A 26,970-nucleotide genomic window follows, 5' to 3' on the forward strand; every position below is an offset into this window, starting at 1 on the left:
CCGCGCTTGCCCTTAGGTCTTCGGGCACCACGCGAGTCAAAAGCCCGATATGCCGCCGTCCTCGACCAGAGCCCGCCAAAAGCCCGCGCCCGCCGAGACCGGGCCGACGCTCGATCTCGATCGTTACGTCCCGGCGTTCATCACCTTCATCGCCAACAAGCTCTCGAACAGCGCGACCGCCTTCTACCAGCGCGAGTTCGGCGTCAACGTCACGGAATGGCGGATCATGTCGCTGCTGGCGATCGAGCCCGGTATTCCCGCCTCGCGCATCTGCCACGTCATCGGCTTCGACAAGGGGCCGGTGAGCCGGACGCTTGCCGGCCTTGAGAAGCGCGGGCTGGTGTCGATCCGCACCGACCCGAACGACGGCCGCACCCATTCGATCGCGCTGACGGCGAGAGGCCGCGCCACCCATGACAAGGTGATCGTCGCGGCGTTCGAGCGCGAACGGCGCCTGCTGTCCTGCCTGAGCAAGGACGAGCGCGACGTGCTGATCGATCTGCTCCGCCGGCTGCACGAAAATCTCGGCGCGGTGACGGGCAGCAGCACCGCCTGACGCACCGCGCGTGAAGCGCGCCGCATCGCCGCTTTCAGGCATGCGCCGGCATTTGCCCGCGGCACCATTCCTGCCGAGCATTGTTTCCTCCGAGATCAGGCGCGGCGGTTCGTCCACCGTCATCCTTGTCCGGAACGGTTCGCACAAATTAGTTGCTTAGGCAACAAAAGAATCGAGCAGGATATTGCGGCAGGTTGGCTGGCCTATTGGCAGTCTGTCTCACACTCAGCTCGTCATTCCGGGGCGCGCGTAGCGCGAACCCGGAATCCATCGTGAAACAGCCCCTGCGGTGAAATGGATTCCAGGTTCGCGCCAAGAGGCGCGCCCCGGAATGACATCGAGACGACCAGGACTGCGCTATTGCGCGGTTGCGTCATCGCCTCGATGAGGCGCCGCCTCCGCGTCAATTCACCCGACGCACCCAATCCACTCCCCCGCCGCATCGTCATTCAGCCGCGCCACCGCCTCCGCGCGCCGCGTCAGCACCGCGCGCTGGTTGATGTAGCCCTTGTCGGTGATCTCGCCGCCGTCGACCGATGGCGGTTCGGCGAGCAGCAGCGCGCGCGTGGCGTGGCCGGAGGAATTGGCGCCCTGCTGCTTCAGCTTCGCAAGCCCCTGAGCGATCGCACCCCTGATCTTGTCATGTGCCAGCACATCATTCACATCGGCCGTCTCCGGCAAACCGGCATGCCCACGGCACGCCAGGATGTTCGGGAACACCAGGAAGCGCACCTCGTCGCCGCCATGACCGGCGACGACGATATCCTGCGCGAGCGGCGCCAGCGCGGCGATGCCGGCGAGCCGCAGCGTGCCGACGCTGACCCAGGTGCCGGAATTGAGCTTGAAGTCCTCCGCGACACGCCCGTCGAAGAACAGGCCGCGCTCCGGCCGCGCGCTATCAGCAAGCTTCACCGCATCCCCGATGAGATAAAAGCCCTCGTCGTCAAACGCCTGCCTGGTCAGCTCGGGCGCCTTCCAGTAACCCGGCGTGACGTTGGGGCCGCGCACGCGCACTTCCAGCTTGTCGCCGGAGGTGACGAGCTTCAGCTCGGTACCGGGTATCGGCACGCCGATATTGCCGGAGCGCTCGGCGAGGAAATGGCAGTCGGTCGCCAGCGGCGAGGTTTCCGTCGAGCCCCAGGCCGATACCATCGGCAGCGGGCGGCCGACGGTTTCGACGGACAATTGTTCGAGCGCGTCCCACAGGTTCTGCGGCAGCGCTGCGCCCGCGTAGAAGGCGAACTTCACCTCGCTGAAGAAGCGGCGGCGCAACGCTTCGTCACCGCGCAATGCCGCGATCAGCATGTCGAAGCCGCGCGGCACGTTGAAATAGACCGTCGGCATCACGCTTTTCAGGTTCGCGAGCGACGTCGCAAAGAGACCGGGCGCAGGCTTGCCGCCGTCGATATAGAGTGAGCCGCCGTTGCGCAGCACCAGGTTGAAATTGTGGTTGGCGCCGAAGGTGTGGCTCCAGGGCAGCCAGTCGAGAATGACGAGATCGCTGCCAGCCTGTTCGAGGAAGGTCCAGGTCTGCGCCTTGGCCTGCTGGCTCGAGGTCAGCATGCGCTGGGTGTTGATGACGGCTTTCGGCGTGCCGGTCGAGCCTGACGTGAACAGGAATTTTGCGATCGTGTCCGGCGTCACCGCGGCAAAGGCTTTTGCGACGTCGGCAATTTCGGGCGTTGCCGCAACGGCGCTGAAGGCGAGTGCGTCGGCGTCAGCGCCGTTGCCGCTGATGATCTGCGCCTTGTGCAGCGGCTCGATCGCAGCCAGCGCCGCCGCGAACGGCTTCGTCGCGGAGACGTAGATCGCGCCCGGCTCGAGCAGCGCGATCATGCTCTTGAGCTTGTCGAAATCCCTGGACATCAGCGAATAGGCCGGCGAGATCGCGGCGGAGGGCACACCGACATGCTGCGCCGCAAGCGCGAGCAGCGCATGGTCGATACTGTTGTCGGAGAGGATCACGAGCGGGCGTTCGGCGCTGAGGCCTTGCGACAGGATCCATGACGCCGCGCCACGCACCTGCCGCAATGCCTGCGCGTAGGTGACCGTGGTCCATGGCGCTTCGGCATTGCCGCGCTCGGCGAGGAAGATCGCATCGGGCGTCTGCCGCGCCCATTGCTCCAGCCAGTCGCCGATGCAGCGCGCGCTGTCGTGCAACGGCTCCGGCGAGCGCAGCACGATGCTGCCGTCGGCGCGATGCTCGGCGATCGTCTTGGGCGCTGCGAACAGACTTGACGCGTCACCGCGTAAGGCGGCTGTCATGTGTTTCCTCCTCCGCCCGGATGTCCGGATCGGCCGCAGCCTCGTTCCGGACTGCCTTGGCCATTCTGCCTTGGCCATAATGTTGGGCACGACAATTGTTGTCGTCAACAACAATCTTCCGCACGGCCGTCCGAGGCGCTACAAGGGATGCATGGCAGGAGACGCGACGTGACAGCCACGGTAGCCCAAACTTCCCCACGCAAACGCGCCGGCAACGGCGCGGCGCGGCGGAACGACGCGGACGAGATAGGGCTCGACGCGCTGGTCGGACACGCCGGCTACGCGGTGCGGCGTTTCCAGATCTGGATCTTTCAGGACTTCATCAAGACGCTGGGCGGGGTCGACATCCGGCCGACGCAATATTCGGTGCTGACGGTAATCGGCGCCAATCCGGGCCTGTCGCAGATGGCGGTGGCCAAGCGCCTCGGCATCGAGCGCGCCCGGCTTGTGCATCTGCTCGACAGCCTCGAACACCGCAAGCTGGTGAAACGGGTCAAGTCGAAGGCGGACCGGCGCTCCCACGCCCTGCACCTCACCGCCCAGGGCGAGACGGCGCTGGCGAAGTTCAAGCGGCTCGCCGACGAGCACGAGCGCCATGTCGAGGCGAAGATCGGCAAGGAGAACCGGGAGCGGCTGCTCCAGATCCTCGCTGGCTTCACCTGATCCAGACTGCCCAAAATTTGCGCAAATGCCCGGAACAAGGCGTTGGCGCGATGCCCCGCCCGGCCGCCGAAATATCCCCCAACCTACTGATCTCCCGATAATATCCGGAGCAGCCGCGCTGCCCGGATTCTGTACACAATGGCACATCGCTTGCTTCAATCCGGGTGAGGACATGTTGCCGGAGTTTTGTCGCCATGAGGGCTGAAAATGGGGGCTGAACAGCCTGAAACGATCGCCGCGATTGTGGCCGCGCATCGCGCGGGCACGCTCACGCCGGCACAGACGATCGCGCGCAGCTACCAGCGCATCCGCGACCACAACGATCCCGCCGTCTTCATCAGCCTGCGCGACGAGAAGGACGCGATCGCGGAAGCTGAAAAGCTTGCCGCGCGCCCGGATGCCGCCAGCATGCCGCTCTATGGCGTCCCGGTCGCGGTGAAGGACAACATCGACGCGCTGGGCTTTCCGACCACGGCGGCCTGCCCCGCCTTCTCCTACACACCGACCCATGACTCGACCGCGGTGGAGCGCCTGCGCGCGGCCGGCGCCATCATCATCGGCAAGACCAATCTCGACCAGTTCGCAACCGGCCTCGTCGGCGTACGCTCGCCCTACGGCATTCCCAAAAATTCGATTCGCGAGGATCTGATTCCCGGTGGCTCCAGCTCGGGCTCGGCGACCGCCCTCGGCGCCGGGCTGGTGCCGCTGACGCTCGGCACCGACACCGCCGGCAGCGGCCGCGTGCCGGCCATGCTCAACAACATCGTCGGGCTGAAGCCAAGCCTCGGCATGATCTCGACCGCGGGACTCGTGCCTGCCTGCCGCACGCTCGACTGCATCTCGGTATTCGCCTTGACGGTGGACGATGCTGCACTCGCACTCTCCGTGATGGCGGGACCTGACCAGGCCGATCCATTCTCGCGCGACCGGCCGCTCGGCGCGCTGACGCCGTTCCCCGCAAACCTGCGCCTCGGCGTGCCGCGCAACGGGCAGCTGATCTTCTTCGGCGACAAGAAGGCGGAAGCCGCTTATGGCGAGGCGCTGAAGCGCTGGACTGCGCTCGGCGCGACGCTGGTCGAATTCGACCTCGAGCCGTTCTACGAGACGGCGCGACTGCTCTACGAAGGGCCCTGGGTTGCCGAGCGCTATCTCGTGATCAAGAACCTGCTGGCGTCCGCGCCCGATATGATCCATCCGGTGACGCGCGAGATCACCGCGGCCGGTGCGCGGCTGACGGCGGCGGACACCTTCTCCGCGCTCTATCGCCTGCAGGGCCTGCGCAAGATCGCCGAGCGCACCTTTGCCAATATCGATGCGCTGGTGCTGCCGACGGCGCCGACCGCGTATACGACCGCGCAGGTGCTGGCCAACCCGATCGAGCTCAACAGCCGGCTCGGCACCTACACCAATTTCGTCAACCTGCTCGACCTCTGCGGCCTCGCCGTGCCGGCATCGATGCGCGCCGACGGCATCCCGTTCGGGATCACGCTGCTGGCGCCGGCCGGCCGCGATGCGCTGCTTGCGAGCATCGGCCGCGTGTTCCATGCGGATACCAGGCTGAGCGTCGGCGCGAAGGGCGTCGCGCAACCCGCGCTCGCGCCGCTTGCCGCAGGCGGCATCGACGAGATTCCGATCGCCGTCGTCGGCGCGCATCTGTCCGGCATGGCGCTGAACGGCGAGCTGAAGGCGCTGAACGGAAAGCTGATCGAGGCGACCAGGACGGCGGCGGACTACAAACTCTATGCGCTTCCGACCACACCACCGAAGCCGGGCATGCTGCGCGTCGCAGCCGGCAAAGGCGCGGCCATCGAGCTGGAGATCTGGTCGCTTTCTGCGGCTGCGTTCGGCAAGTTCGTCAACGCGATTCCGGCGCCGATGGCGATCGGCACCATCAGGCTCGCCGACGGCCGCAGCGTGAAGGGCTTTCTCGTCGAGCCGGAAGTGCTCGGCGAAGCGCGAGACATCACAAGCTACGGCGGTTGGCGCGCGTATATGGCGGAGGCGGCCACGGCGTAGCTCTCGTAGGGTGGGCAAAGTGTAGCGTGCCCACCATTACCATTAGCTAGGATAGATGGTGGGCACGGCGCTTTGCGCCTTTGCCCACCCTACGACACGAGTGCGCGGCGCTAAACCGACACCGCGTAGATCTCGTACTCCCCGCGCACCAACTCGATGTGGGCGCGCATGGCGGCGGCGGCGCCCTGCTTGTCGCCGCGCATGATGGCGACGACGACGCGGTCGTGCTCGGCTTGCGATTTGGCGAGACGGCCGAGGTTGCGGAACTGGGCACGGCGGAACGGCTGCACGCGGACGCGGGTCGCCAGCGTGATCTCGGCGATGTAACCGTTCTGCGAGCCGGCATAGATCGCGTTGTGGAAGCGCTCGTTGACCTCGTGGAAGCGATCGGGATTGCCGGTGTAGCTGAGGACACGCAGCTCTTCGTGGATGGCCTCCAGACCGTGGCGTTCGGCGGCGGACATGCGCTCGGCCGCAAGGCCGGCGCACAGCGCTTCCAGCTCCGCCATCGCCTCGAACATGCTCTTCAGCCGTTCGATCGACGGCTGCGCCACCACCGCGCCGCGGTGCGGCCGGGCCTCGACGAGGCCGCTCGCCACCAGCTGGCGCAGGGCCTCGCGCACCGGCGTGCGCGAGACGTTGAAACGCCGCGCGATGTCGGTCTCGTCCAGCGGCGAGCCGGGGGCCAGGGCTCCGCGCACGATCTCGTCGGCGAGCTGAAGACGCAGTTCCTCGGCGCGCGTGACCTTCTGCACCGACGGCAGGGCCCGGTCGACGCGGGGCACCACCGACTCGGCCGGCAGAGTTCCCTGCGGAAGGTCGTCAAGCGTCATTCGATCAGGTCTCTTTCGACTCGTCGATGATGCTGACATGGGCGGCGACGACGCGCCAGCCCTCCGGGAAGCGAATCCAGGTCTGCATCTGCCGGCCGACCTTGCCGGGCGCCGTGTCGCGATAGAACAGGGTGGAGGCGACGGCCGTGTCGCGGCCATAGCTGCTGATGACGGTTTTCGCGGTGCGACGGTTGAGGCCGACCGGCGAGCGGCCGGCGCGGAAGCCGGAGATCGCCTCATAGCCATAGAGGTTCTCGCCGATGCCGTAGCGCAGCGTGCGGGGATCGTTGCGGAACAGCTCGCCGAGCACGGTTACGTCGTTGGTGACCAGGGCCTGCTCATAACGATCGAATGCGGCTTTGACTTCCGCGATCACCTCTGGGAGATCGATCTCCATCTCAGAATCCTCTCGGGGCTGGCGCTGCAACAACGCCCATCCGTTCCAACGTATGCGCGACGCGCAACGCGATATCCTCGCGCCAGGGCGCGGCGATGATCTGCACGCCGATCGGCAGCGGCTCGAGCGGCACCGGCACCGCGACCACGGGCAGGCCGATGAAGGAGATCGGCTGGGTGTGGATGCCGATATTGGCGCGCACCGGCAGTTCGACGCCGTCGAGATTGAAATTCACCTGCCCGAGCTTTGGCGCAGTGCACGGCGTCGCCGGCGCCAGCAGCACGTCGACCGATTTGAAGATCTCGGAAAACTGCGCGCGATACCAGCGGCGGAATTTTTGCGCGCGATCCACCAGCGGCGCGGGCACCATGGCGCCCGCGATCAGGCGGTCGCGCACGGCGGGATCGAAATCGTTCGGACGCTTGCGCAGGCGATCGAGATGCAGCGAAGCGCCTTCGGTGGTGGAGATGACGTAAGCCGCCGCGCGGGCACGCGCGGCTTCGGGCACCTCGACGATTTGCGTCGCGCCGAGCGCCTTGGCGACGCGGCTCACGGCTTCGACGGCCTCGGGAAACACGTTCTTCTGGAAGTAGCCGCCGGCGATCGCGATGCGCAGGTCCGAGACCGGATTGGCGAGCAGCGGCACCGTCGGCTCCAGACCGCGTGTGGTGCAGGCGGCATCGCCCGCATCCGGCCCCTGCATCGCATCGTAGGCGAGCGCGAGATCGGTGACGGTGCGCGCGAACGGACCGAGATGATCGAAGCTGGCGACGAACGGAAACGACCGCGCCCGCGACAGCCGACCATAGGTCGGCTTCAGACCAAAAATGCCGCAGAACGAGGACGGCACGCGAATCGAGCCGTTGGTGTCCGAGCCCAGCGCAATCGGCACCAGCGCGCCGCCGACGGCGCTGCCGGAGCCGCCGGAGGAGCCGCCGCTCATGCGCGTCGTGTCGTGCGGATTGCGCGATGGACCGTCGTGAATGTTCTCGCCGGTGAAGTCGTAGGCGTACTCGCCCATGTTGAGCGCGCCGACCAGAACCGCGCCGGCCGCTTCCAGCCGCTCGATCAAGGTGGCGTCGCGCTTGGCGGGCGCGAGGTCGCGGTTGATCTTCGAGCCGGCACGCGTCGGCAGGCCCGCGACATCGAACAGATTCTTCACCGCGAAGGGCACGCCGGCGAGCGGGCCGACCTCCTTGCCGGCGGCAATGTCGGCGTCGATCGCACGCGCTTTCGCAAGGGCGCGCTCGGCGGTGACGTCGGTGAAGGAATTGAGGATGGTGTCGTGCTGCTTGATGCGCGCAAGCGCGGCTTCGATGGCAGCGAGGGCGGACATCTTGCCGCCAGCCACCGCTTTGGCGATATCGGCAGCACTCATCTCTGGCTTGGTGGTCATGGCGGCGTCAGACGGAGAAGATCGGCGCCGGCTCGGTCTCGTCCGGCAGCGCGAATTCGTCGACGAGGCGGGCGAGCCGCAGCGACACTTCGAGATTGGCGCGAACCGCCGGCCTCCAGGCCTCCTCGATCGGCAATGCCAGCGCTTTCGATACGGCGTCGATATAATCGTCCAGCGGCTCGGCCATCACGCTCCCAAACAATCAGTGTACCGGCAACGGCGGATGAGGGATCGCCGTCAGCAGCTCCTTGGTGTAGTCGTCCTGCGGATCGCTCAAAACCCTCTCGGAAGAGCCTTCCTCGACGATTCGACCCGTCCGCATCACAATGACACGATCGCACAGCAAGCGCACTACGTTCAAATCATGCGAGACGAACAGATAGCTCATACCTAGCCGCGCCTTGAGGTCCTGGAGCAGATTGAGGACCAGGGCCTGGACCGAGACGTCGAGCGCCGCCGTCGGCTCGTCCAGGATGACGAGTTTCGGGTGCAGGGCAATCGCCCGGGCGATGCCGACGCGGGCCTTCTGGCCGCCGGACAATTGGTGCGGAAACCGATCCAGCAGATTGTGCGGCAGGCCGACCATGGTGGCCAGCTCCTCGCAGCGGGCGCGCAGCGCATCGCGGCCCCTGACGTCGCCGAGCTGCATGATCGGGTCGGCGATGGCGCGCGCGGCGGTGAAGCGCGGATTGAGGCTGTCGGTCGGGTCCTGGAACACCATCTGGATGCGGCTGCGCTGCGGCAGCCGGGCAAACGAGGCCGGCGCGATGCCGCCGATGTCCTCGCCGTCGAACTGGATCAGGCCGGAGGTCTGGTCCAGGAGCCGCATCACCATCATCGAGGTGGTCGATTTGCCGCAGCCGGATTCGCCGACCAGGCCGACGCTCTCGCCATGGCCGATCGAGAAGCTGATGCCGTCGACGGCGCGGAATACATCCGGCTCCACCGGCGGCTTGCGGCCGAACAATTTGCCGAGCGTGGCCGTGGCGCCCTGGCGGGGATACTCTTTCACGAGCTTTTCGATGAGAAGGAGCGGCTGTTCGCTCTTCCCCCTCTCCCCGCTTGCGGGGTCGCGACGAGCTTCGCTCGCGCTGAGAGGGTTGGGGTGAGGGGGCGTCTCCGCGAGCACGGTGCTTGGAGAGTCCCCCTCACCCCCCGCACTTCGTGCGTCGGCCTCTCCCCGCACGCGGGGAGAGGCGAAGGAAGCCCCCTCCTCCTCCGGCAGCAGATCCCGCAGGCTCACGCCGAGCCGCGGTGTCGCGCGCATCAGCTTCTTGGTGTAGGGGTGCTGCGGGTTGGCGAAAATGTCGGCGGCCGTGGCGGTCTCGACCACGCGACCCTTTTCCATCACCACGACACGGTCGCAATAGGCGGCGGCCAAACCCAGATCATGCGTGATCAGGATGGTCGACATCGCGCGGCGCCTGGTCAGCTCGACGATCAAATCCATCACCGCCTTCTGGGTGGTGACGTCGAGGCCCGTGGTCGGCTCGTCCGCGATGAGGAGCTGCGGGTTGCAGGCCAGCGCCAGCGCGATGACGACGCGCTGGCACATGCCGCCGGACAGTTCGAACGGATAGGCGTGGTAGCGCTCGCGCGGGCGGGCGATCTTGACCTGCTCCAGCGCCTCGATCGCCTTCTCACCGTGATCGGCGACCTGGGCCTGCTGCACATGGGTGCGCAGCACGTCCTCGATCTGGTCGCCGACCTTGCGGATCGGGTTCAGTGCAGCGCGCGGGTTCTGGAAGATCATCGAGACTTCGCGGCCGCGCAGGTCGCGCATCTGGTCTTCGGTCGCAGCCTTCACGTCGATGCCGGAAAACATCACCGAGCCCTCGGCGATCCGCCCCGCCCGGTCGAGGATGCGCATCACCGCATAGGACGTCACCGACTTGCCGGAGCCGGACTCGCCGACGATCGCCAGCGTCTCGCCCTTGGCGACGGAGATGTTGACGTGCTGCACCGCCTTCACGATGCCGCGGCGGGTGGTGAATTCGACCGTGAGGTCCTGGACGTCGAGCAAGGGCTGGGCCGTCATAGATGGCTCCCGTCACTCAAAAAGTGCGAAAACAACCCCATGCACAGTAGAATGGCGTTGGAATCATTGGGGAATCTTAGCAGGGGCTTTGCCATCACGTCCTCCGCTGCGGGTCGACGATGTCGCGCAGGCCGTCGCCGAGGAGGTTGAAGCAGAACACGGCGATCATCAAAGCGAGGCCGGGGAACAGCGCGATCCACCATTCGCCTGAGACCATGAAGCCCGCGCCTTCCGCGACCATGATGCCCCATTCGGCGGTCGGCGGGCGGACGCCGAGGCCGATGAAGGACAGGCCGGCGGCGTTGAGGATGGCGTAGCCCATGGTCAGCGACATCTGCACGATCATGATCGGCATGATGTTCGGGAGAATATGCACCAGCAGGATGCGGAATTCACCGTTGCCGGACAGGCGCGCGGCCTGCACGAAGCCGGCATTGCGGCGGACATTGGCCTCGGCACGCGCGACGCGGGCATAGAGCGGGAAGTTCACGATCGCGGTCGCAAGAATGATGTTCTGCACCGTGTTGCCGAGCGCCGCGACGATGCCCATCGCCAGCACGAATAGCGGAAACGCCATGATGGTGTCGGCGATGCGGCCGACGATGCGGTCGGTCCAGCCGCCGAAATAGCCGGCCGCGATGCCGGCGAGGCCGCCCATCAGGAACACCAGCACGACGGAGGCGATCGCGATGAAGGTATCGAGACGCGTGGCCACGACGACGCGGCTGAAGATGTCGCGGCCGAGCTGATCGGTCCCGAACCAGTGCGCCGCCGAGGGCGCTTTCAACGCCGCGGCGGTGTCGGAGGCGAGCGGATCATACGGCACCACATAGGGACCGAAGATCGCGGCGATGAGGATCACAATCAGCAGGGCGAAGGCAAAACCCGTGACCTTGTTTTCGCCGAGAACGTAGCGGGTCTGTTCGAGGATCGCGACCAGTCCCGAGGTACGGGCGGGACCGACGGGTTCAACAGCAGGCGCAACGGAGCTCATGATTTAGCCCTCCAACCTGACGCGCGGATCGATTACGCCGTACAAAATGTCGATCACGAGATTGAGCAGCACGTACATGACCGCCATGGTCAGCACGAAACCCTGCACCGGCGCGAAGTCCGACGAGATCAGCGCTTCCACCGCATAGGATCCGATGCCGGGCCAGGCGAACACTTTTTCCACCAGCACGTTCGCACCGAGCAGGAACGAGAACACCATGCTGAGCGTGGTGATCACGGGCAGCATCGCGTTGCGGAAGGCGTAGGTGACGATGACGGTCGCCGGCGACAGGCCGCTGGCGCGCGCAGTGCGGACGAATTCGGAGGCGAGCACCGCCAGCATCGAGGCGCGGGTCATGCGCGCGATCGGTGCCAGCGAGAAGATCGCAAGCGTGGTGGCCGGCAAAATAAGCTGGCTCAGCGCCGAGCGGAACGCCTCGAGGTCGCGCGCGATCAGGGTGTCGATCAGATAGAAACCGGTCACCGTCGGCGGCGCGCTGTAGAACACGTCGAGACGGCCGAGCGGCGCGGGCGACCAGCCGAGCCGGAAATAGAAAACGTAGACGAGAACGAGCCCGGTGAAGAACACCGGCAGCGAGACGCCGGCCGTCGTCGTGACGCGACAGAGGTGATCGACCCATGATCCCGGCCGCGTCGCCGCCAGCACACCGAGCGGAATGGCGATGACGATCGAGACGATGAGGCCGAGCAGCGTCAGCTCGGCCGACGCCGGCAGGCGGTTGCGGATCTCGGCGGCGACCGGCTGGCCTGTGGTGAGCGAGTTGCCGAAATCGCCATGGGCGAGGTCGTTGGTGTAGCGGAAGAACTGCTCGATCAGCGGCCGGTCGAGGCCGAGCTTCTTCCGGATCTGCTCGACGGCCTCTTTCGTCGCGGCGGGACCGGCGAAATACGCGGCGGGATCACCAGGCAGCGCGCGCGTCAGCAGGAAGGTGACGATGACGACGCCGATCAGCGAGGGTATCGCGAACATCAGGCGCTTGCCGATCATGGTCAGCATGGGAGTGCTCTCCTTCTGCCTAGCCATTGGAAGCAAATTCGAACGACCTGCTCAGCTGCGTTCCCTCCCCCCTTGTGGGGGAGGGCTAGGGAGGGGGGTGGCTCCGGGAGGGGTCGGAGTTCGTGGCTACCCCCCTCCCTGCCCTCGAGAGCGAGCTTCGCTCGCCTCGGACCCCACAAGGGGAGAGGGAATGAGATGACAGTGCCCACCTCACTCCAGTGGAAGAGACCAACACATGCCGATGCGTCGCCGACCATCAGCATGACACCTCACCCCTTTGCCATCGCGCGGTAGTCCAGGCGGCGATGGAACCAGTATTGGTAGCCGCTGATGTTCTTCTGCATCGCGACGTTGACGAAGGGCTGGTACAGCGGGATGCGCGGGATGTCGCTGTAGGCGAGATCGACGAAACCCTTCACGTCGGTGTCGTAGGTCGCGGTGTCGCCACTCGCGGCCGCGACGCGCGCGCCGTCGATCAGCTTGTCCATCTCCGCCGACTTGTAGCTCATGGTGTTGAAGACGGAATTGTTGCCGTGATAGCACCAATAGAAGAAGTACTCGGGGTAATCGAGCCAACCCGAGAACACGTTGGTGAAGAGCGGCATCTCCTTCTTGTTCAATTCGGTGCGCCAGTTGGCGCCGGGCACCTTGTTGATGGTGGTCTTGATGCCGAGCTGGGCGAGCGATTCCTGCACCAGCACGCAGAGCGGCTCGTTGACGCCGGCGAAATTGAGGTCGAACGAGATCGTGGTCTCGAAACCGTTGGCGTAGCCGGCCTCCGTCAGCAGCGCCTTCGCCTTCTCCATGTCGGTGTTGTATTTGTGCTGCTGCGGCCAGGCGACCTCGGTCGGCTTGTCCTTGGCGGCGCCGAACATGGGATTGCCGAGCCCGAACAGCACCGCGTCCATGATCTTCTGGTAGGGCAGCGCATAGGCGATCGCCTGCCGCACCTTGACGTTGTCGAACGGCGGCTTGGTGACGTTCATGCCGATATACTGGATGCCGTTGGAGAACGGCAGCGACACCACGTTGAGCTTGCCGCTCGCCTTCATCTCCTGGAAATCCTTGAACGGCAGCTCGTAGGAGATGTCGGCGTCGCCGCGCTCCAGCAGCGCACGGCGATTGCCCGCCTGCGGCACCATGCGCCAGATCACGCGCTTGATCTTCGGCAAGGGCCCGCCGACCCAATCCTCGTTGCGCTCCATGATCACTTCGGTGCCGGCGGTCCACTTCGTCACCTTGTAGGCGCCGGAGCCCGCGGTCTGCTGCTTGGTGAATTCGAGACCCCAGGGATCCTTCTCGCTGGCGTTCTTCTTCACCAGCTCGGAGTTGACGATGCAGGGCACGATCACCGCGAGATCGGGAATCGTCAGCTTGTCCTTTTTCAGGAAATCGACGCGCACGGTGTAGTCGTCGATCACGACGAACTGCTCGGGCTTGGTCAGCGAGCCCGCGCTCATCTGGAAGGTCGGGAAGCCGCCGACGCTGACGGCACGGTCCAACGACCACTTCACGTCCTTGGCGGTGACCGGCGCGCCATCGTGGAATTTGGCGTTCTTCTTCAGCTTGAAGGTGACCGACATGTCGTCGATCTTCATGTCCTCGGCGAGCTCGCCCTTGAACTTGTCGCGATCGTAATAGGGCACGCCGCCGGGGCCGCTCTTCATCTCGTGGCTGATCAGCCGGTCGTAGCAATTCCAGGACACCTCATAGCCGGGCACGTTGGTGCCGACGCCATGGATGTCGAGATTGTTGGGGCCGCCCTCCGAGACGATCAGCAGCGTCTCCGAGCGAGCGTCGGCCTTGGCCGAGGAGATCACCGACGGCATGGCCGGAAGCGCCGCGCCTGCGGCCAATCCGGAAACGGACTTGAGGAAATCGCGGCGCTTCATGAAATCGCTCCAACGCAAAAGTTTCTGGTTGGAACTGGATTCGCAAGGTTCGTGCCAGAGCTTAACGAGACGTTAGCCTCGCGCTAATCAACTGATATCACTTGATCTTTTTGATTTTTGCCTGATTTTCCGGAGAGCGGCGCACTTCCTTCTTGCATACAAAGACGGAGAATTGCTCAAAATTTCATCGATAAAGCGTGAGAGCCCATTCGGGAGGCGACGGCAGGACTCATCGCGCAGATAGCGCGGCGCCCGTGCTGAAGCCACCAGGCCCGGCCGTCATTCCGGGGCGATGCGCAGCATCGAGCCCGGAATCCATCGGGCCACAGAATGCGTGGGAAAATGGATTCCGGGCTCGCCGCTTCGCGGCGCCCCGGAATGACGGAGAGCGGTGGGGCCGGAGCACTCACTCCGCCCAGATCAGGTCCTGCAGCTCGACGAGATCCTTCGCCTTGTCCTGCCAGCCCTCGATGCAGATGTGGCTGTTGAGATCGCTGGCGTGGTGCAGCAGCATCAGGGCCATCAGGCGCCGCTTGAGCGCATAGTCCAGCTTCGCATAGCCAAACCCTTCGAGCAGGCTGCGCACCCTCCCCGGCCGGCCCGCCGCCATGAAGGCGCCGGGGCCGAGCAGGTCGTAGTCGCGCCATCCCGCCCGCACGTCGCCGAAGTCGAACAGGCCGGCGAGCGACCATTGCCCGTCATGGCAGGCGAGCAGAAAGTTCTCCGGAATGTATTCGCCGGTCAGGAGCACCGGCGGCGCGTCCATCGGAACGAGGCGGGCCGCATCGCGCAGGAGATCGTCGAGGCCTCCAAGGAATTTGGGCGCAAGGCCGAGACGCTGGTGCCTGGCGCGGCACCCCTGCATCTGGGCGCGCATGAACTCGTCCCAGCGCGGCTCTATTGCTGCGAGAGGGCCAAGCGGCGCGCGCTGCACGGCCGCGATGGTCTCGCCGATCTGGCGCAGCAGGCGCTCCTTCTGCTGTTCCGGCAGAGACGGCCAGACCTCCGAGCCGAGCGTGCCGGCAAGACGCGTGATGACGAGATAGGGCCAGCCGTCGCGCATCCCTTCCGCGACGACCTGCGGAATTGGCAAGGAAAGACGTGCCGCAAGCTGCGTCAGCGAACCGCGCTCGGAGACGAATTGCGCGTGGAGCAGCGGCGGGAAGATCTTCAGGATCAGGCGCTCACCGAGGCCGACCACGAGATTGGTACCTGTTACAAACACCTGCGGCGCGCCGACGTCGAGGCCGTGGCTGCGCGCGATGTCGAGCGCGATCGGCAGCCATCGGGACTGGTCGGCGCGCAAGGCACGGTAGGCCTCGAGGCTCGTCGACGCGGACATGCCCCAAGCACCGACTGAATCCGGCGGCAGCGACTCCTCCATCACAGCGCCCGGCTCCGTCCGGTGTTATTCCAGGACATCCTTGACGCTGTTCTTGATGGTCGAGGGGACCGCATGCTCGGGGACTTCGATGGTCTGCGCACCGCGCGTGATCCGGTAACTGAACGCGTCGGCCTGACCTGGATGCGCGGGCGCGACCTTCTTCGGATCGGCAAACAGCTGCTCCACCGTCTTCTGATCGGCGGCGGACAGATCCGACAATGCCACTTCACCGCGGCTCTTGAGGTGAGGGCCGCCGAAGCCGGCGAACCCTCCGACGCGCTCGATCTTCAAGCGATCCACGCTTCCTTCCTTCCGTATCGCACGTTTTAGAGCCCGACCTTCTTCCATCCGGTATCGACGGCGGCGAGGACTGCGGCATCGCCAGGATACAACGTGTGGGCACCCTGCCGGGTCCGCGCCGCGAATGCCTTCATCGTCATGTTCGGCGCCGGCCCGAAACCAGTGAGCGAATGATACCACACCTGCCCGATCCTGGCCCAACTGTATCCGCCAAGCGTCGTGCAGGCGGTGTAGAAGGCGAGGTTCGGCGGCCCGCTCGCGTAATGCGGGTCCATGCCGGGCGTCACTTGCGAATATTTGGTCGGCTGCGGCGCCAGGCAGTGCTTGGCGGCGGGATCGGCCATGTCGCGCAGGCAGGCGAACCCCTTCTTCTTGGCCGCCGGCCCCATGATGTCGCGCCCGATCAGCCAGTCAGCCTTCTTGACGTCCTGCTTGGCCTCCCACTGCCGGAACATCGAGCCGAAGCAGTCGGAGATGCTCTCGTTCAGGCCGCCGGCATCGCCGCTATAGGCGAGCTGGAGGCTATGCTGGGTCACGCCATGGGTCAGTTCGTGGCCGATGACGTCGTTGCCGCGGGTGAAGTCGACGAAGATGCTGCCGTCGCCGTCGCCATAGACCATCTGCGAGCCGTTCCACATCGCGTTGTTGTACTTCTCGCCGAAATGAACCGACGACATCATGGTCATGCCGTGATCGTCGATCGAATTCCGGTTGAAGACCTGCTGGTAGAACCTGGCCACCTTGGTGGTCTGGTTGAAGGTGCGCTTGACGGAGCCGTCCGAGGACGTCTTCGGCTTCGGCACGGGCGTGCCGGGCAGCGTCTGCGTGTGCTTGCAGTCGTAGACCGTGACCGTCGGCGCCGCGGCCAGCGTGACCAGACCTGCGGCGCGCGCCGCCACGACGCTGGTCAATTTCGCCGTCTGCGTCCGCAATTCGCGCAGTTCGTGACTGACCTGGACGGTGTCGACCATCTGCTTGCGAAGCACGGCGGACAGCTTCTTGTCCTGGGAAAGTCTGGTCAGAACGTCGTTCGGGATGATGCAACATGAGCAAGGCATAAGCGATCTCCATCACAACTTTTCCGAAAAAATGATAGATGAAACAACCTGAAGATTATCGCTGCGCGCCCGCGGCACAAGTGATGTGGCTCACACGGGCGTCATTGTTTCGAGAGCGTGGATTTGCGGCCCGCCCGCGGATCCGTGCATCGCTTCAAATTTCGTGATGTGGAGTCGCGTGCGCGCGCTGCGGGCCGAGCAGCGCCTATCGCTCCGGGCTGGCGCGCTCGAACTGGCGCAGCAGCTTGTTGCCGCGCTCGACGGCGGAATCCAGCGCTCCCTGCGCGCTCTTCTGGCCGGCAAAGGCCTGCTCCAGCTCGTCCTCGATCGCGCCGCGGATCAGCACGAAGGAGCCGAGCCGGATGCCCTTCGAGTTCGACGTCGGCGGATGCAGCGTGATCTCCTCGAACGAGATCGCCGAGCCCGGATTGCGCTCGTAGAAGCCTTGCGCGCGCGTCAGCTCGTAGGCGGCGCGGGTGATCGGCAGATATCCGGTGTTCTGGTGCCAGGCCGCCTGCACGCCGGGCTGCGACAGATAGGCGAAGAACCGCGCAACGCCCTTGTATTCCGCGCGCGGCCGATCACGCAGCACCCACAGCGTGGCGCCGCCGATGATCGAGTTCTGCGGCGCGTCCTTCACCTCGGGCCAGTACGGCATCATGCCGTAGCCGATCTCGAATTTCGAGTTCGCGTTGATGTCGGCGCGCGTCGCCGAGGAGCCGATGAAGATGCCGCATTCGCCGTTCTGGAAGCGCGGCTCGGCCGACTGGCCGCGGCCGCCATAGTCGAACAGCCTGGTCTTCTGCCACTCAGCCAGCTGGGCGACGTGCTTGACGACGACCGAATTGTTGATGGTCAGCTCGGCATCGAGCCCGGCAAAGCCGTTGGTGCGAGTCGCGAGCGGCAGGTTGTGGAAGGCGGAGAGATTCTCGATGTGGATCCAGGACGGCCAGGACGTGGTGAAGCCGCAAGGAGCGCCGCGGTCGCGCAGACGCTTTGCGATCGCGCCAAGCTCCGGCCATGTCTTCGGCGGCGCCTCCGGATCGAGGCCGGCGTCACGGAACATGGTCTTGTTGTAGTAGAGGATCGGCGTCGACGAATTGAACGGGAACGACAACAGATTGCCGGCCGCATCGGTGTAGTAGCCGGAGACGGCGGGAAGGTAGTCGTTGAGCGAGAACGGCTCGCCCTGGTCCCGCATCAGGCTGAACACCGGATAGATCGCGCCCTTGGCCGCGGTCATGGTGGCGGTGGCGACCTCGTTGACCTGGACGATCGCGGGCTGGCTGCGCGAGCGGAAGGCGAAGATCGCCGCCGTCACCGTCTCGGTATAGTTGCCCTTGTAAGCAGGCACGATCCGGTAATCGGACTGCGAGGCGTTGAAGTCGGCGGCGAGCTTTTCCAGCTGCCGGCCGAGCTCACCCGACATGGCGTGCCACCACGCGATGTCGGTGGCGGCGTTGGCCTGCGCGGTGAACGTGAAGGCCGCGGCGGTGGCAACGACCTGCAAACAGCGCAATGCTGAAATCACGATGGCTCTTTCCATGTCGCGCGGCAAAAGGCGACCCCGTCCTGCTTACGGCGCGGCATTTCCAGTTTCAACCGGGAATGAGGGCCGGCCGCGCCGCACAATCACCCCGCGGGCCGCGGCGGGATGGCCTTCCCTTAACCATCTGCTAGATTGCATTGAACCTTTTGGTCTCGCCATAGACTCCACCACTGAGGGGTTGAGTGTGCCAGTGTTGAACCGTGCCGAACTCTCACGGACCGGGGTGATTTTCATCGCGCTTTTGTTCGCCATTTGCGCGACGAGCGCCGTTGCGCGTGAATTTCGCGCCGCCGACACCCAGACCGAGGATTACCCGACCGTCCAGGCGCTGCGCTACATGGGCGCGCTGATCGCCGAGCGCACCGGCGGCCGGCACGAGATCAAGGTTTTTCATTCCCGCCAGCTCGGCGAGGAGAAGGAGACCATCGAGCAGACCCGGGCCGGCGCGATCGACCTCAACCGGACCAATGTGGCGCTGATCGGCAATTTCGTCCCGGCGATGAACGTGCTCGCCATGCCGTTCCTGTTCCGGTCCATCGAGCACATGCAGAAGGTGCTGGACGGGCCGATCGGCAGCGAGATCCTTGGCAGCTTCGAGCCCTACGGTTTCGTCGGGCTCGCCTTCTACGATTCCGGGGCCCGCTCGATCTACAACGGCGCCCGCCCCGTCAAAAGCATCGCAGACCTCCGGGGCCTGCGGATCCGGGTGCAGCAATCGGAGTTGATGAGCGAGATGATGCGCTCGCTCGGCGCCGAGCCGATCGAGATGCCCTATGGGCAGGTGCTCGCCGGGCTTGCCAATCATCTGATCGACGGCGCCGAGAACAACTGGCCATCTTTCGTGACGACGGACCATTACAAACATGCCGGCTACCTCGCGCTCACCGAGCACACGATGAGCCCCGAAGTGCTGGTGATCTCGCTCAAGGCCTGGAGCAGCCTGTCGGCGGACGACCAGACCATCTTCCGGGAGGCCGCGCAGCGCTCCAGCCGCTTCATGCGCGAGAAGTGGCGCGACCTCGAGGAGCAGTCGCAGCGCAAGGCGGAGGAAGCCGGCGTCACCATCGTCAGGGATATCGATCGCAAGCCGTTCGAGGGCGCGATGGCGGCGATCTACGCCAAGGCCGGGCGCGATCCCGCCGCGGCCGCACTGATCGAACGCATTCGCAAGGTGGAGTGAGCCTCGTTGCCCGCGTCTGGACACAGCGAGCACGCAGACAGGCAGCCCGGGCCGCTCGGGCGGCTGCGCGCGCGCCTCGTCGGCGCGCTCCGGGCGGTGCCGATCCGCTGGCGCATCCTGTCGATCGCGGCGCTGAACTCCGCCGTGGTGGTGGTGCTGGTGGCGCTGATCTGGAACGGCTCGCAGGTGCTGGGCTCGGCCTGGGACGACGTGCGCCAGGTGCGCGAGTCCGACCGGATCCTGGCGCTGCTCGAAAGCGAGACCGGGCGGCTGCACAATCTGATCCACCGCTACATCAACCAGCCGAGCCCGGATCTGTTCGCCGAGATCCTGCTGCTGCGCGAGGCGGTGCTGGGGACCCTGGCCAACCGCGCCGCCAAGGACCCGATGCTGTCGGGCTCGGTCGAGGAGCTGGAGCGCACCACCGACCGCTTCCTCAACGGCTTCGGCGAGCTGCGCAGCGTCCAGGCCACCATCGCCAAGACCTATGAGGACCAGGTGCAGGGCCCGGCCAGGGACATGGCGGGCCTGTATTCCATCATCGAAGGCGCCACCGGCCATCGCGACGCGCTGATCTGGCCCTCGCTCGGCAAGTCGCGCGAGGCCTTCACCGCGATGCTGGTCGCGGCCAACTCCTACTATCTGTCGCAGTCGTCAGGCGCGGCCGACGACGCGCGCCACAACACCGAGACGATCGAGAAGACCATCCCCGTGATGATCGACCTCGCCGACAACGACCTCCAGCGCATGGCGCTGCAACGGCTCGCGACCCGCACCGTGGCGCTGCGCGAGGGCTTTGCAAAACTCTCCGAGCAGCTGATGAGCCGCACCGAGCTGCTGCGCAACACCATCGACGCCAGCCAGGCCGAGGCGATCGGCGCCATCGACGACCTCTCCACCAAGATGCGCCAGCGCGAGCAGAAGGCGCAGGAGACGTTCGACCGCACGCTGGCGGATATTTCACGGCGCGTGCTGTCGATCGCGGTGATCTTCCTCGGCATCATCCTCACCGCCGGCGTGCTGATCGCGCTGTCGATCCGCCTGCCGCTGCAGCAGATCATGGCGGCGATGCGCGCGATCACGCTCGGCGACCTCGACCGCGAGGTGCAGGGCACCAAGGCACGCGACGAGGTCGGGGCCATGGCCCGCGCGGTGGAGGTGTTCCGCGAGAACGCGATCGCCAAGCGTGAGACCGAGGACGAGCTGCGCGCGTCCAAGGAGAAGGCCGAGAGCGCGCTGCTCGAGCTCAACACCGCGCAGCAGAACCTGATCGACGCCGAGCGGCTCGCGGCGCTCGGCGGCCTCGTCGCCGGCGTCGCGCACGAGGTCAACAACCCGATCGGCATCAGCCTCACCGTTGCGTCGAGCTTTGCCCGGCGCAGCGATATCTTCGAGGCGCAGCTCAAGGGCGAGGGCGGCCTGCGCCGCTCGCAGCTCGAGGAGTTCGTGCAGGCCTCGCGCGATGCCTCGCAGCAGCTGGTCGCCAACCTCCAGCGCGCCGGCGAATTGATCCAGTCGTTCAAGCAGGTCGCGGTCGACCGCTCCCATGCCGAGCGGCGGCAGTTCAGCTTGAGCGAAGCCACCGACCAGATCATCGCCAGCCTGCGCCCGGTGCTGAAGCGCTCGCCGATCACGCTCCAGGTCGACGTACCCGAGGGCCTGCTGCTCGACGGCTACCCCGGCTCCTACGGCCAGATCCTGACCAACCTCTTCCTCAACGCCGCCAACCACGCCTTCGCCGACGGGCGCGCCGGCACGATCACGATCTCGGCGCGGCCGCGCGGGGCCGACGACATCGAGATCATCTTCACCGATGACGGGGCCGGCATGACCCCGGACGTGCAGCGCCAGGCCTTTGACCCATTCTTTACCACCCGGCGCAATGAAGGTGGTACGGGACTTGGCCTCCATATCGTCTATAACCTCGTCACCCAGCAGCTCGGCGGGCGGATGATGCTGGAATCCAAGCTGGGACAAGGCACTACTTTTCGCATTATCATGCCCCGGGTCGCCAAGGGCGGCGCGCAAAGCACAGAGATTGACGGGACTTCTCAATGGCCGAACAGGACGATGTCCTCCACCTGATCGACGACACCGGCACCGCGTCGGAGGATACGGACGCCCGGAAATGGAAGATCGCCGTCATCGACGACGATCCGGCCGTGCATGACGGCACCCGTTTCGCGCTGTCCGATTACAGCCTCAACGGCCAGGGCCTGGAGATCCTCTCCGCCTATTCCGCGGCCGAAGGCCGCAAGCTGATGGCCGCGCACAACGACATCGCCGCGGTGCTGCTCGACGTCATCATGGAGACCGACGTCGCCGGCCTCGAGCTGGTCGAGTTCATCCGCAACGAGATCCGCAACGAGACCGTGCGCATCATCCTGCGCACCGGCCAGCCCGGCCAGGCGCCCGAGCGGCGCGTGATCGTGCAGTACGACATCAACGACTACAAGGCCAAGACCGAGCTCACCGCCGACAAGCTGTTCACCTCGCTGACCGCGGCGCTGCGCTCCTATCAGCAGCTCGAGCGCATGGTGCAGACGCGGCGCGGGCTCGAGATCATCATCGACGCGGCCTCGACGCTGTACGACTTCAAGTCGATGCAGCGGCTCGCCGAGGGCGTGCTGACCCAGCTCGCCTCGCTGCTCAATGTCGATTGCGCCGGAATACTGGTCCTGCGCGACAATGGCGGCGTCGACCCCGAGCTCTCGGTGCTCGCCGGCAGCGGCTGCTACAGCCGCTTCATCGGCACCACGACGTCGAAGGCGCTCGACCCCGACCTGCGCGAGATGGTCGAGGCCGCCTTCCAGCGCCGCAAGAACGAATTCGCCGACCACCGCAGCGTGATCTACTTGCGCACCGGAAGCGGCCGCGAGGTGGTCGTGCTGCTGCAGGCCGAGCGCGAGCTGTCCGAGACCGACCGCTCGCTGGTCGAGATCTTCTCCAGCCGGCTCTCGATCGCCTTCGACAACGTCATCCTCTATCAGCAGCTCCAGGACGCCAACACGCAGCTGGAAGACCGCGTCGCCCAGCGCACCCGCGCCCTGATGCAGGCCAACCGCCGCCTCTCGGCGCAGTGGCTGCGGCTGCAGCGCGCCAACGGCTTCAAGAACGAGATCCTGGGCACCGTTGCGCACGATCTGAAGAATCCGCTCGGCGTCATCCTCGGCCGCACCGAGATGCTGAAGGAGCTGATCTCGACCGGCGCCTCGTCCAGCGGCGTGGTCGCCCAGGTCGATCACATCCGCGACGCCACCAAGCGCCTGACCACGATGGTCGATCACCTGATCTCGGACGCGATGGCCGATGCCTTCGACATCACCATCCGCCGCGAGCCGGTCGACGTCGCCGCCCTGGTCAAGGAGGTCGCCGACGCCAACCAGCCGCTCGCCGTCAACAAGCAGCAGGCGATCAGCGTCGCCGCGCCGTCCAACATCGTCACCATGTGCGACACCGACCGCATCCGGGAGGCGATCGACAACCTCATCAGCAACGCCATCAAGTACTCACCGATCGGCGGCAAGATCAGCGTGGCCGTCGCCCATGAGGGCAGCGAGACCATCGTCCGCGTCAGCGACGAGGGCGCCGGCCTGTCGCCGGAGGATCTCGGCCGCCTGTTCGGCCGGTTCCAGCGGCTGTCGGCAAAACCGACCGCCGGCGAGAGCTCGACGGGGCTTGGGCTTTCCATCGTCAAGCGTATTATCGACATGCATGGCGGAGAGGTGACCGCCGACAGCGACGGCCCCGGCAGGGGCTCGACCTTCACCATCACCCTCCCCGCGACCGAACTGCCGTGATCTCAAGACCATGACCCAAAGCCAGCACATCATGATCGTCGACGACGAGGCCCCGGCCCGGGAGATGGTCGGCGATTACCTCAAGATGCACGGCTTCACCGTGACGCTGTGCGACGGCGGCAAGTCGTTGCGCGCCGCGATCGACGGCGGCATGCCCGATCTCGTCGTGCTCGACCTCAACATGCCCGAGGAAGACGGGCTGTCGATCATCCGCGACCTCAAGAGCCGCATCAACGTGCCTGTCATCATGCTCACGGCGACCGCGAGCCCGATCGACCGCGTCGTCGGGCTTGAGCTTGGCGCCGACGACTACGTGGCAAAGCCCTGCGAGCTGCGCGAGCTGATGGCGCGCATCCGCTCGGTGCTGCGCAGAAGCGGGCCGGCCAAGGCCGCGGCGCCGGAGGCTGCGGCGGCGAAATCGGACAAGGATCAGCTGGTCCGCTTCGGCACCAAATGGCTCGACCTCGAAGCCCAGGCGCTGCGCGACGACGAGGGCAACGAGCATCCGCTGACCGCATCCGAGTTCGGGCTGCTCAAGGTGTTCGCGGCCAATCCGAAGCGCGTGCTGTCGCGCGAACGTCTGCTCGAACTGGCCAATGCGCGCGACGCCGAAGCCTTCGACCGCGCCGTGGACCTGCGCATCATGCGCATCCGCCGCAAGATCGAGCCCGACCCGGCAAAACCCGCCGTGATCCGCACCATCCGCGGCGGCGGCTATCTGTTCTCGCCGGCTGGCGAGAAGACGTAGGGGCGCCAGGCAAATACAGCTGTCGTCCCGGACAAGCGCCAGCGCAGATCCGGGACCCATAGCCACGAAATTGGGTTTGGCGAAGACTCGGAGTTACCAGCTTCGCGCCACAACGCCTCCCTGTGATTATGGGTCCCGGATCGGCGCGCGCTTTTGGCGCGCTTGTCCGGGACGACGGCGGAGTGCGGGGCGCGACTGAACGCAAACCCCGAAAATTCGTTCCCGGCGCCTCCGCTCGCTGCCAAATCCCCACCCCCGTATTTTCCGTACATTGAAATTCCACGCTTTTTTGCCCCGAATGTTTCGTCGCGCCCTGTCCGACGAAACAATTTGGCGGCGCACGAAACCATTTTCCGCTTTTCGCGCAGACGTCCCGAAACGGTGGCTGATTAACACTTTGGTCCAAGGAAACGCCGCTCGGTTGCGGCGCTACGGGGAGCCAAGTCTATGCCGAACGTCATCGCCATCAACGCCCAGGCCAGCCAGAGCATCATCGCCGCTCAGGCGACTTCGGACGATATGCTTCTGGAAAGCATTGCCGACGGCAACCGGACGTCGATGCACATCCTCTATTGCCGGCACAATGTGCGGGTTTACCGCTTCATCCTGCGTATCGTGCGTGATGCCACCACCGCGGAAGACCTTGTCAGCCAGGTGTTCCTCGACGTGTGGCGGACCGCCGGCCAGTTCCAGGGCCGCTCGCAGGTCTCGACCTGGCTGCTGTCGATCGCCCGCTTCAAGGCGCTGACCGCGATGCGCCAGCGCCGCTTCGAGGACATCGACCAGGAAGACGTGCGCCAGATCCCTGACGACACCGACACCCCCGAGACCTCGCTCGACCGCAGCGACACCAGCGCCATCCTGCGCGCCTGCGTGCAGAAACTGTCGCCCGCGCATCGCGAGATCATCACCCTCGTCTACTACCACGAGAAGTCCGTGGAGGAGGTCGGTCGGATCATCGGCATCCCCCAGAGCACGGTGAAGACGCGGATGTTCTATGCCCGCAAGCAATTGGCGGATTTGCTTAAGGGCTGCGGCGTCGACCGCTTCGCTGCCTGAAAGCTCATGATTTCAAAGGGATAGGACCTGACCAGCGGCCCTATTCCCGGACACGGAAGTGTTACCGCGGACGAAACAATTGAAACAAACCACAACATCAGGCGGAAAAACTTCCCTCCTATAAAGCTCACATACGGTTTTGCTTAAACCTCCCAAGACTTCCAACGACCCGGACGGGATGCCCCCCTCCGGGTCGTTTTGTGTTTGGGCCTGAGGTGGCCACCACGAGCCCCGCCTCTCCCGCTTGCGGGAGAGGCCGACGTGCCCGGGCGATGCGAAGCATCGTCCCGCGCGCGGCGGGTGAGGGCTCTCTCCTCTCGGGGAGTGTCCCGTTGCGGAGACACCCTCTCCCCAATCCTCCCCCGCGAGCGGGGAGGGAGCGCACCGTCACCCTGATGGGCACCCCGTCACGAAGCCGTGACGCCACGTAACGACTGCCCCTCCCATCCCGAACTGCCCTCGTGACCTCCCTCGCGAGTGGCCCATGCTCGACCTGATCTTCGCCGTCCTTGCCGGCGTCCTCACCATCGCTGCGCCGTGCACGCTGCCGATGCTGCCGATCCTGCTTGGCGCTTCGATCGGACGCGCGGGGCATCTGCGGCCGGCGATGATCGCGCTCGGATTCGTCATCTCGTTCTCGGCGACAGCGCTGCTGCTCGGCGCGATCACCCGGCTGTTCGACTTCGATCCGAACGTGCTGCGCGAAGCGGCGTCCATCCTGCTGCTCGGCTTCGGCCTGTTGATGCTGTGGCCGGCGCCGTTCGAATGGCTGTCGATCCGACTCAATGGCTGGCTCGATCTTGGTGCTGCGAGCGCCGCGCAGCGCGAGGGCGCGCTTGGCGGGCTCATCCTCGGCACCACGCTGGGCCTGGTCTGGACGCCCTGCGCAGGGCCCGTGCTCGGCTCGATCCTGACGCTGGTGGCGACGACGAAGAATGCGACCTGGGCCGGCACGCTGCTGGTCGCCTACGCCATCGGCGCGGCGATCCCGATGCTCGCGATCGCCTATGGCGGACAGGCCGCGACGACGCGCGTGCGCAGCCTCGCGCGCATTTCGCCACGCCTGCAGCAGGGCTTTGGCGTCGTCGTGATCGGCTTCGCGGTCGCCGCCTACTTCCAATACGACACGCTGATCGTGGCGTGGCTCACCGGCTTCTATCCCACCGGCCAGATCGGCCTGTGATTGCTTCGCATCTCAACGGAGGACGCTTCCATGACCTTGAAACTGCTCGCCGTATCCGCAGCCCTGATCGGCATGGCCGTGACCGGCGCCGTGATCCCCGGCATCTGCGACGAGGCCGCACGCGCTGCGCCTGTCGTCAGCGCGGCCGCAAGCCAGCAGACCGCGCCCGACTTCACCGGTATCAACACCTGGTTCAACTCGAAGCCGCTGAGCATCGCCGATCTCCGCGGCAAGGTCGTGCTGGTCGATTTCTGGACCTATGGCTGCGTCAACTGCGTCAACACGCTGCCGCACGTCACCGACCTCTATGCAAAATACAAGGACAAGGGCCTGGTCGTGGTCGGCGTGCACACGCCGGAATTCCCGTTCGAGCGCTCTGCCTCCAATGTGCAGGCCGCCCTGAAGCGTCACGGCATCACCTATCCGGTGGCGCAGGATAACGATTCGAAGACCTGGAACGCCTACAGCAACCAGTATTGGCCGGCGCAATACATCATCGACCAGACCGGCAAGATCGTGTTCCAGCATGCCGGTGAAGGCCGCTACGACGAGATCGACCGGACGGTGGCGAGGCTGCTGAACACCAGCAGCTGACGCGGCACGGACATCGCGCGGCTGGTTTCACCTGACGGCCTTGTTGCT

Annotated in this window: 23 protein-coding genes; 10 read left to right on the top strand and 13 right to left on the bottom strand. The window is 65.6% G+C overall.

The features are described from left to right. Positions 1-49: 49 nt before the first annotated feature. Positions 50-556 (top strand): MarR family winged helix-turn-helix transcriptional regulator, encoded by a 507-nt coding sequence (locus tag AB5K84_RS41945; RefSeq protein ID WP_011083867.1) that lies wholly within the window; start codon positions 50-52, stop codon positions 554-556. A 408-nt stretch (positions 557-964) separates the two neighbouring features. Here AB5K84_RS41945 and AB5K84_RS41950 read toward each other — a convergent pair whose 3' ends face one another. Continuing rightward, positions 965-2,821: a feruloyl-CoA synthase gene (locus AB5K84_RS41950; RefSeq protein ID WP_063921377.1), complete on the bottom strand. Its 1,857-nt coding sequence runs from the start codon at positions 2,819-2,821 to the stop codon at positions 965-967. Between the two features lie 147 nt (positions 2,822-2,968). On the opposite strand from AB5K84_RS41950, the gene AB5K84_RS41955 reads away from it, so the two are divergent. Both AB5K84_RS41955 and atzF read left to right on the top strand, forming a co-directional pair. After that, positions 2,969-3,484 carry a MarR family winged helix-turn-helix transcriptional regulator gene (locus tag AB5K84_RS41955; RefSeq protein WP_011083865.1) on the top strand — a complete coding sequence of 172 codons (516 nt, stop codon included), beginning with the start codon at positions 2,969-2,971 and terminating at the stop codon, positions 3,482-3,484. A gap of 207 nt (positions 3,485-3,691) precedes the next feature. After that, positions 3,692-5,500 carry an allophanate hydrolase gene (gene atzF / locus AB5K84_RS41960; RefSeq protein ID WP_011083864.1) on the top strand — a complete coding sequence of 603 codons (1,809 nt, stop codon included), beginning with the start codon at positions 3,692-3,694 and terminating at the stop codon, positions 5,498-5,500. 110 nt (positions 5,501-5,610) lie between these two features. Here atzF and AB5K84_RS41965 read toward each other — a convergent pair whose 3' ends face one another. The 12 genes from AB5K84_RS41965 to ugpB form a co-directional block, all read right to left on the bottom strand. Further along, complete coding sequence (locus AB5K84_RS41965) at positions 5,611-6,333, bottom strand: GntR family transcriptional regulator (protein ID WP_038965238.1); 723 nt, start codon at positions 6,331-6,333, stop codon at positions 5,611-5,613. 4 nt (positions 6,334-6,337) lie between these two features. Next, positions 6,338-6,730, bottom strand: coding sequence for an oxalurate catabolism protein HpxZ (hpxZ, locus tag AB5K84_RS41970; RefSeq protein WP_011083862.1), 393 nt, complete (start codon positions 6,728-6,730; stop codon positions 6,338-6,340). Between the two features lies 1 nt (position 6,731). Next, positions 6,732-8,126 (bottom strand): AtzE family amidohydrolase, encoded by a 1,395-nt coding sequence (locus AB5K84_RS41975; RefSeq protein WP_038965237.1) that lies wholly within the window; start codon positions 8,124-8,126, stop codon positions 6,732-6,734. Positions 8,127-8,133: 7 nt separating this feature from the next. Then, positions 8,134-8,313: a DUF4089 domain-containing protein gene (locus AB5K84_RS41980; protein ID WP_028172697.1), complete on the bottom strand. Its 180-nt coding sequence runs from the start codon at positions 8,311-8,313 to the stop codon at positions 8,134-8,136. 15 nt (positions 8,314-8,328) lie between these two features. Then, positions 8,329-10,164, bottom strand: a complete 1,836-nt coding sequence (locus tag AB5K84_RS41985) for a dipeptide ABC transporter ATP-binding protein (protein WP_011083859.1) — start codon at positions 10,162-10,164, stop codon at positions 8,329-8,331. A gap of 94 nt (positions 10,165-10,258) precedes the next feature. Beyond that, complete coding sequence (locus AB5K84_RS41990) at positions 10,259-11,158, bottom strand: ABC transporter permease (RefSeq protein ID WP_011083858.1); 900 nt, start codon at positions 11,156-11,158, stop codon at positions 10,259-10,261. 3 nt (positions 11,159-11,161) lie between these two features. Further along, positions 11,162-12,175: an ABC transporter permease gene (locus AB5K84_RS41995; protein WP_011083857.1), complete on the bottom strand. Its 1,014-nt coding sequence runs from the start codon at positions 12,173-12,175 to the stop codon at positions 11,162-11,164. Between the two features lie 269 nt (positions 12,176-12,444). After that, complete coding sequence (locus AB5K84_RS42000) at positions 12,445-14,067, bottom strand: ABC transporter substrate-binding protein (RefSeq protein WP_011083856.1); 1,623 nt, start codon at positions 14,065-14,067, stop codon at positions 12,445-12,447. Between the two features lie 406 nt (positions 14,068-14,473). Then, positions 14,474-15,409, bottom strand: a complete 936-nt coding sequence (locus tag AB5K84_RS42005; protein ID WP_038965240.1) for an aminoglycoside phosphotransferase family protein — start codon at positions 15,407-15,409, stop codon at positions 14,474-14,476. A 66-nt stretch (positions 15,410-15,475) separates the two neighbouring features. Next, the gene (locus AB5K84_RS42010) at positions 15,476-15,742 is read right to left on the bottom strand and encodes a protealysin inhibitor emfourin (protein WP_028172692.1); all 267 of its coding nucleotides are present in this window, start codon (positions 15,740-15,742) and stop codon (positions 15,476-15,478) included. A gap of 35 nt (positions 15,743-15,777) precedes the next feature. Further along, a complete protein-coding gene (locus tag AB5K84_RS42015) occupies positions 15,778-16,809 on the bottom strand; it encodes a M4 family metallopeptidase (protein ID WP_011083854.1) in 1,032 nt (343 codons plus the stop codon). Between the two features lie 205 nt (positions 16,810-17,014). Continuing rightward, positions 17,015-18,355, bottom strand: a complete 1,341-nt coding sequence (gene ugpB, locus AB5K84_RS42020; RefSeq protein ID WP_038965236.1) for a sn-glycerol-3-phosphate ABC transporter substrate-binding protein UgpB — start codon at positions 18,353-18,355, stop codon at positions 17,015-17,017. Between the two features lie 187 nt (positions 18,356-18,542). On the opposite strand from ugpB, the gene AB5K84_RS42025 reads away from it, so the two are divergent. From AB5K84_RS42025 to AB5K84_RS42055, 7 genes are all read left to right on the top strand, one after another. Then, positions 18,543-19,538: a TRAP transporter substrate-binding protein gene (locus AB5K84_RS42025; protein WP_011083852.1), complete on the top strand. Its 996-nt coding sequence runs from the start codon at positions 18,543-18,545 to the stop codon at positions 19,536-19,538. A gap of 6 nt (positions 19,539-19,544) precedes the next feature. Beyond that, positions 19,545-21,623: a sensor histidine kinase gene (locus AB5K84_RS42030; RefSeq protein WP_028172690.1), complete on the top strand. Its 2,079-nt coding sequence runs from the start codon at positions 19,545-19,547 to the stop codon at positions 21,621-21,623. After that, on the top strand, positions 21,593-23,338 hold the full coding sequence (locus tag AB5K84_RS42035) for an ATP-binding response regulator (RefSeq protein WP_011083850.1): 1,746 nt from the start codon (positions 21,593-21,595) through the stop codon (positions 23,336-23,338). Before AB5K84_RS42030 ends, AB5K84_RS42035 begins: the two co-directional genes overlap by 31 nt. Before the next feature lie 10 nt (positions 23,339-23,348). Then, positions 23,349-24,086, top strand: a complete 738-nt coding sequence (locus tag AB5K84_RS42040) for a response regulator (RefSeq protein WP_011083849.1) — start codon at positions 23,349-23,351, stop codon at positions 24,084-24,086. A 447-nt stretch (positions 24,087-24,533) separates the two neighbouring features. After that, complete coding sequence (locus AB5K84_RS42045) at positions 24,534-25,145, top strand: sigma-70 family RNA polymerase sigma factor (RefSeq protein ID WP_011083848.1); 612 nt, start codon at positions 24,534-24,536, stop codon at positions 25,143-25,145. A 484-nt stretch (positions 25,146-25,629) separates the two neighbouring features. Further along, positions 25,630-26,328, top strand: a complete 699-nt coding sequence (locus tag AB5K84_RS42050; protein WP_011083847.1) for a cytochrome c biogenesis CcdA family protein — start codon at positions 25,630-25,632, stop codon at positions 26,326-26,328. A gap of 30 nt (positions 26,329-26,358) precedes the next feature. Beyond that, a complete protein-coding gene (locus AB5K84_RS42055; RefSeq protein WP_011083846.1) occupies positions 26,359-26,922 on the top strand; it encodes a thioredoxin family protein in 564 nt (187 codons plus the stop codon). Positions 26,923-26,970: the final 48 nt, after the last annotated feature.

The organism is Bradyrhizobium sp. 1200_D9_N1_1 (assembly GCF_052075915.1).
In the GTDB taxonomy this organism is placed as follows: Bacteria; Pseudomonadota; Alphaproteobacteria; order Rhizobiales; family Xanthobacteraceae; genus Bradyrhizobium; species Bradyrhizobium diazoefficiens.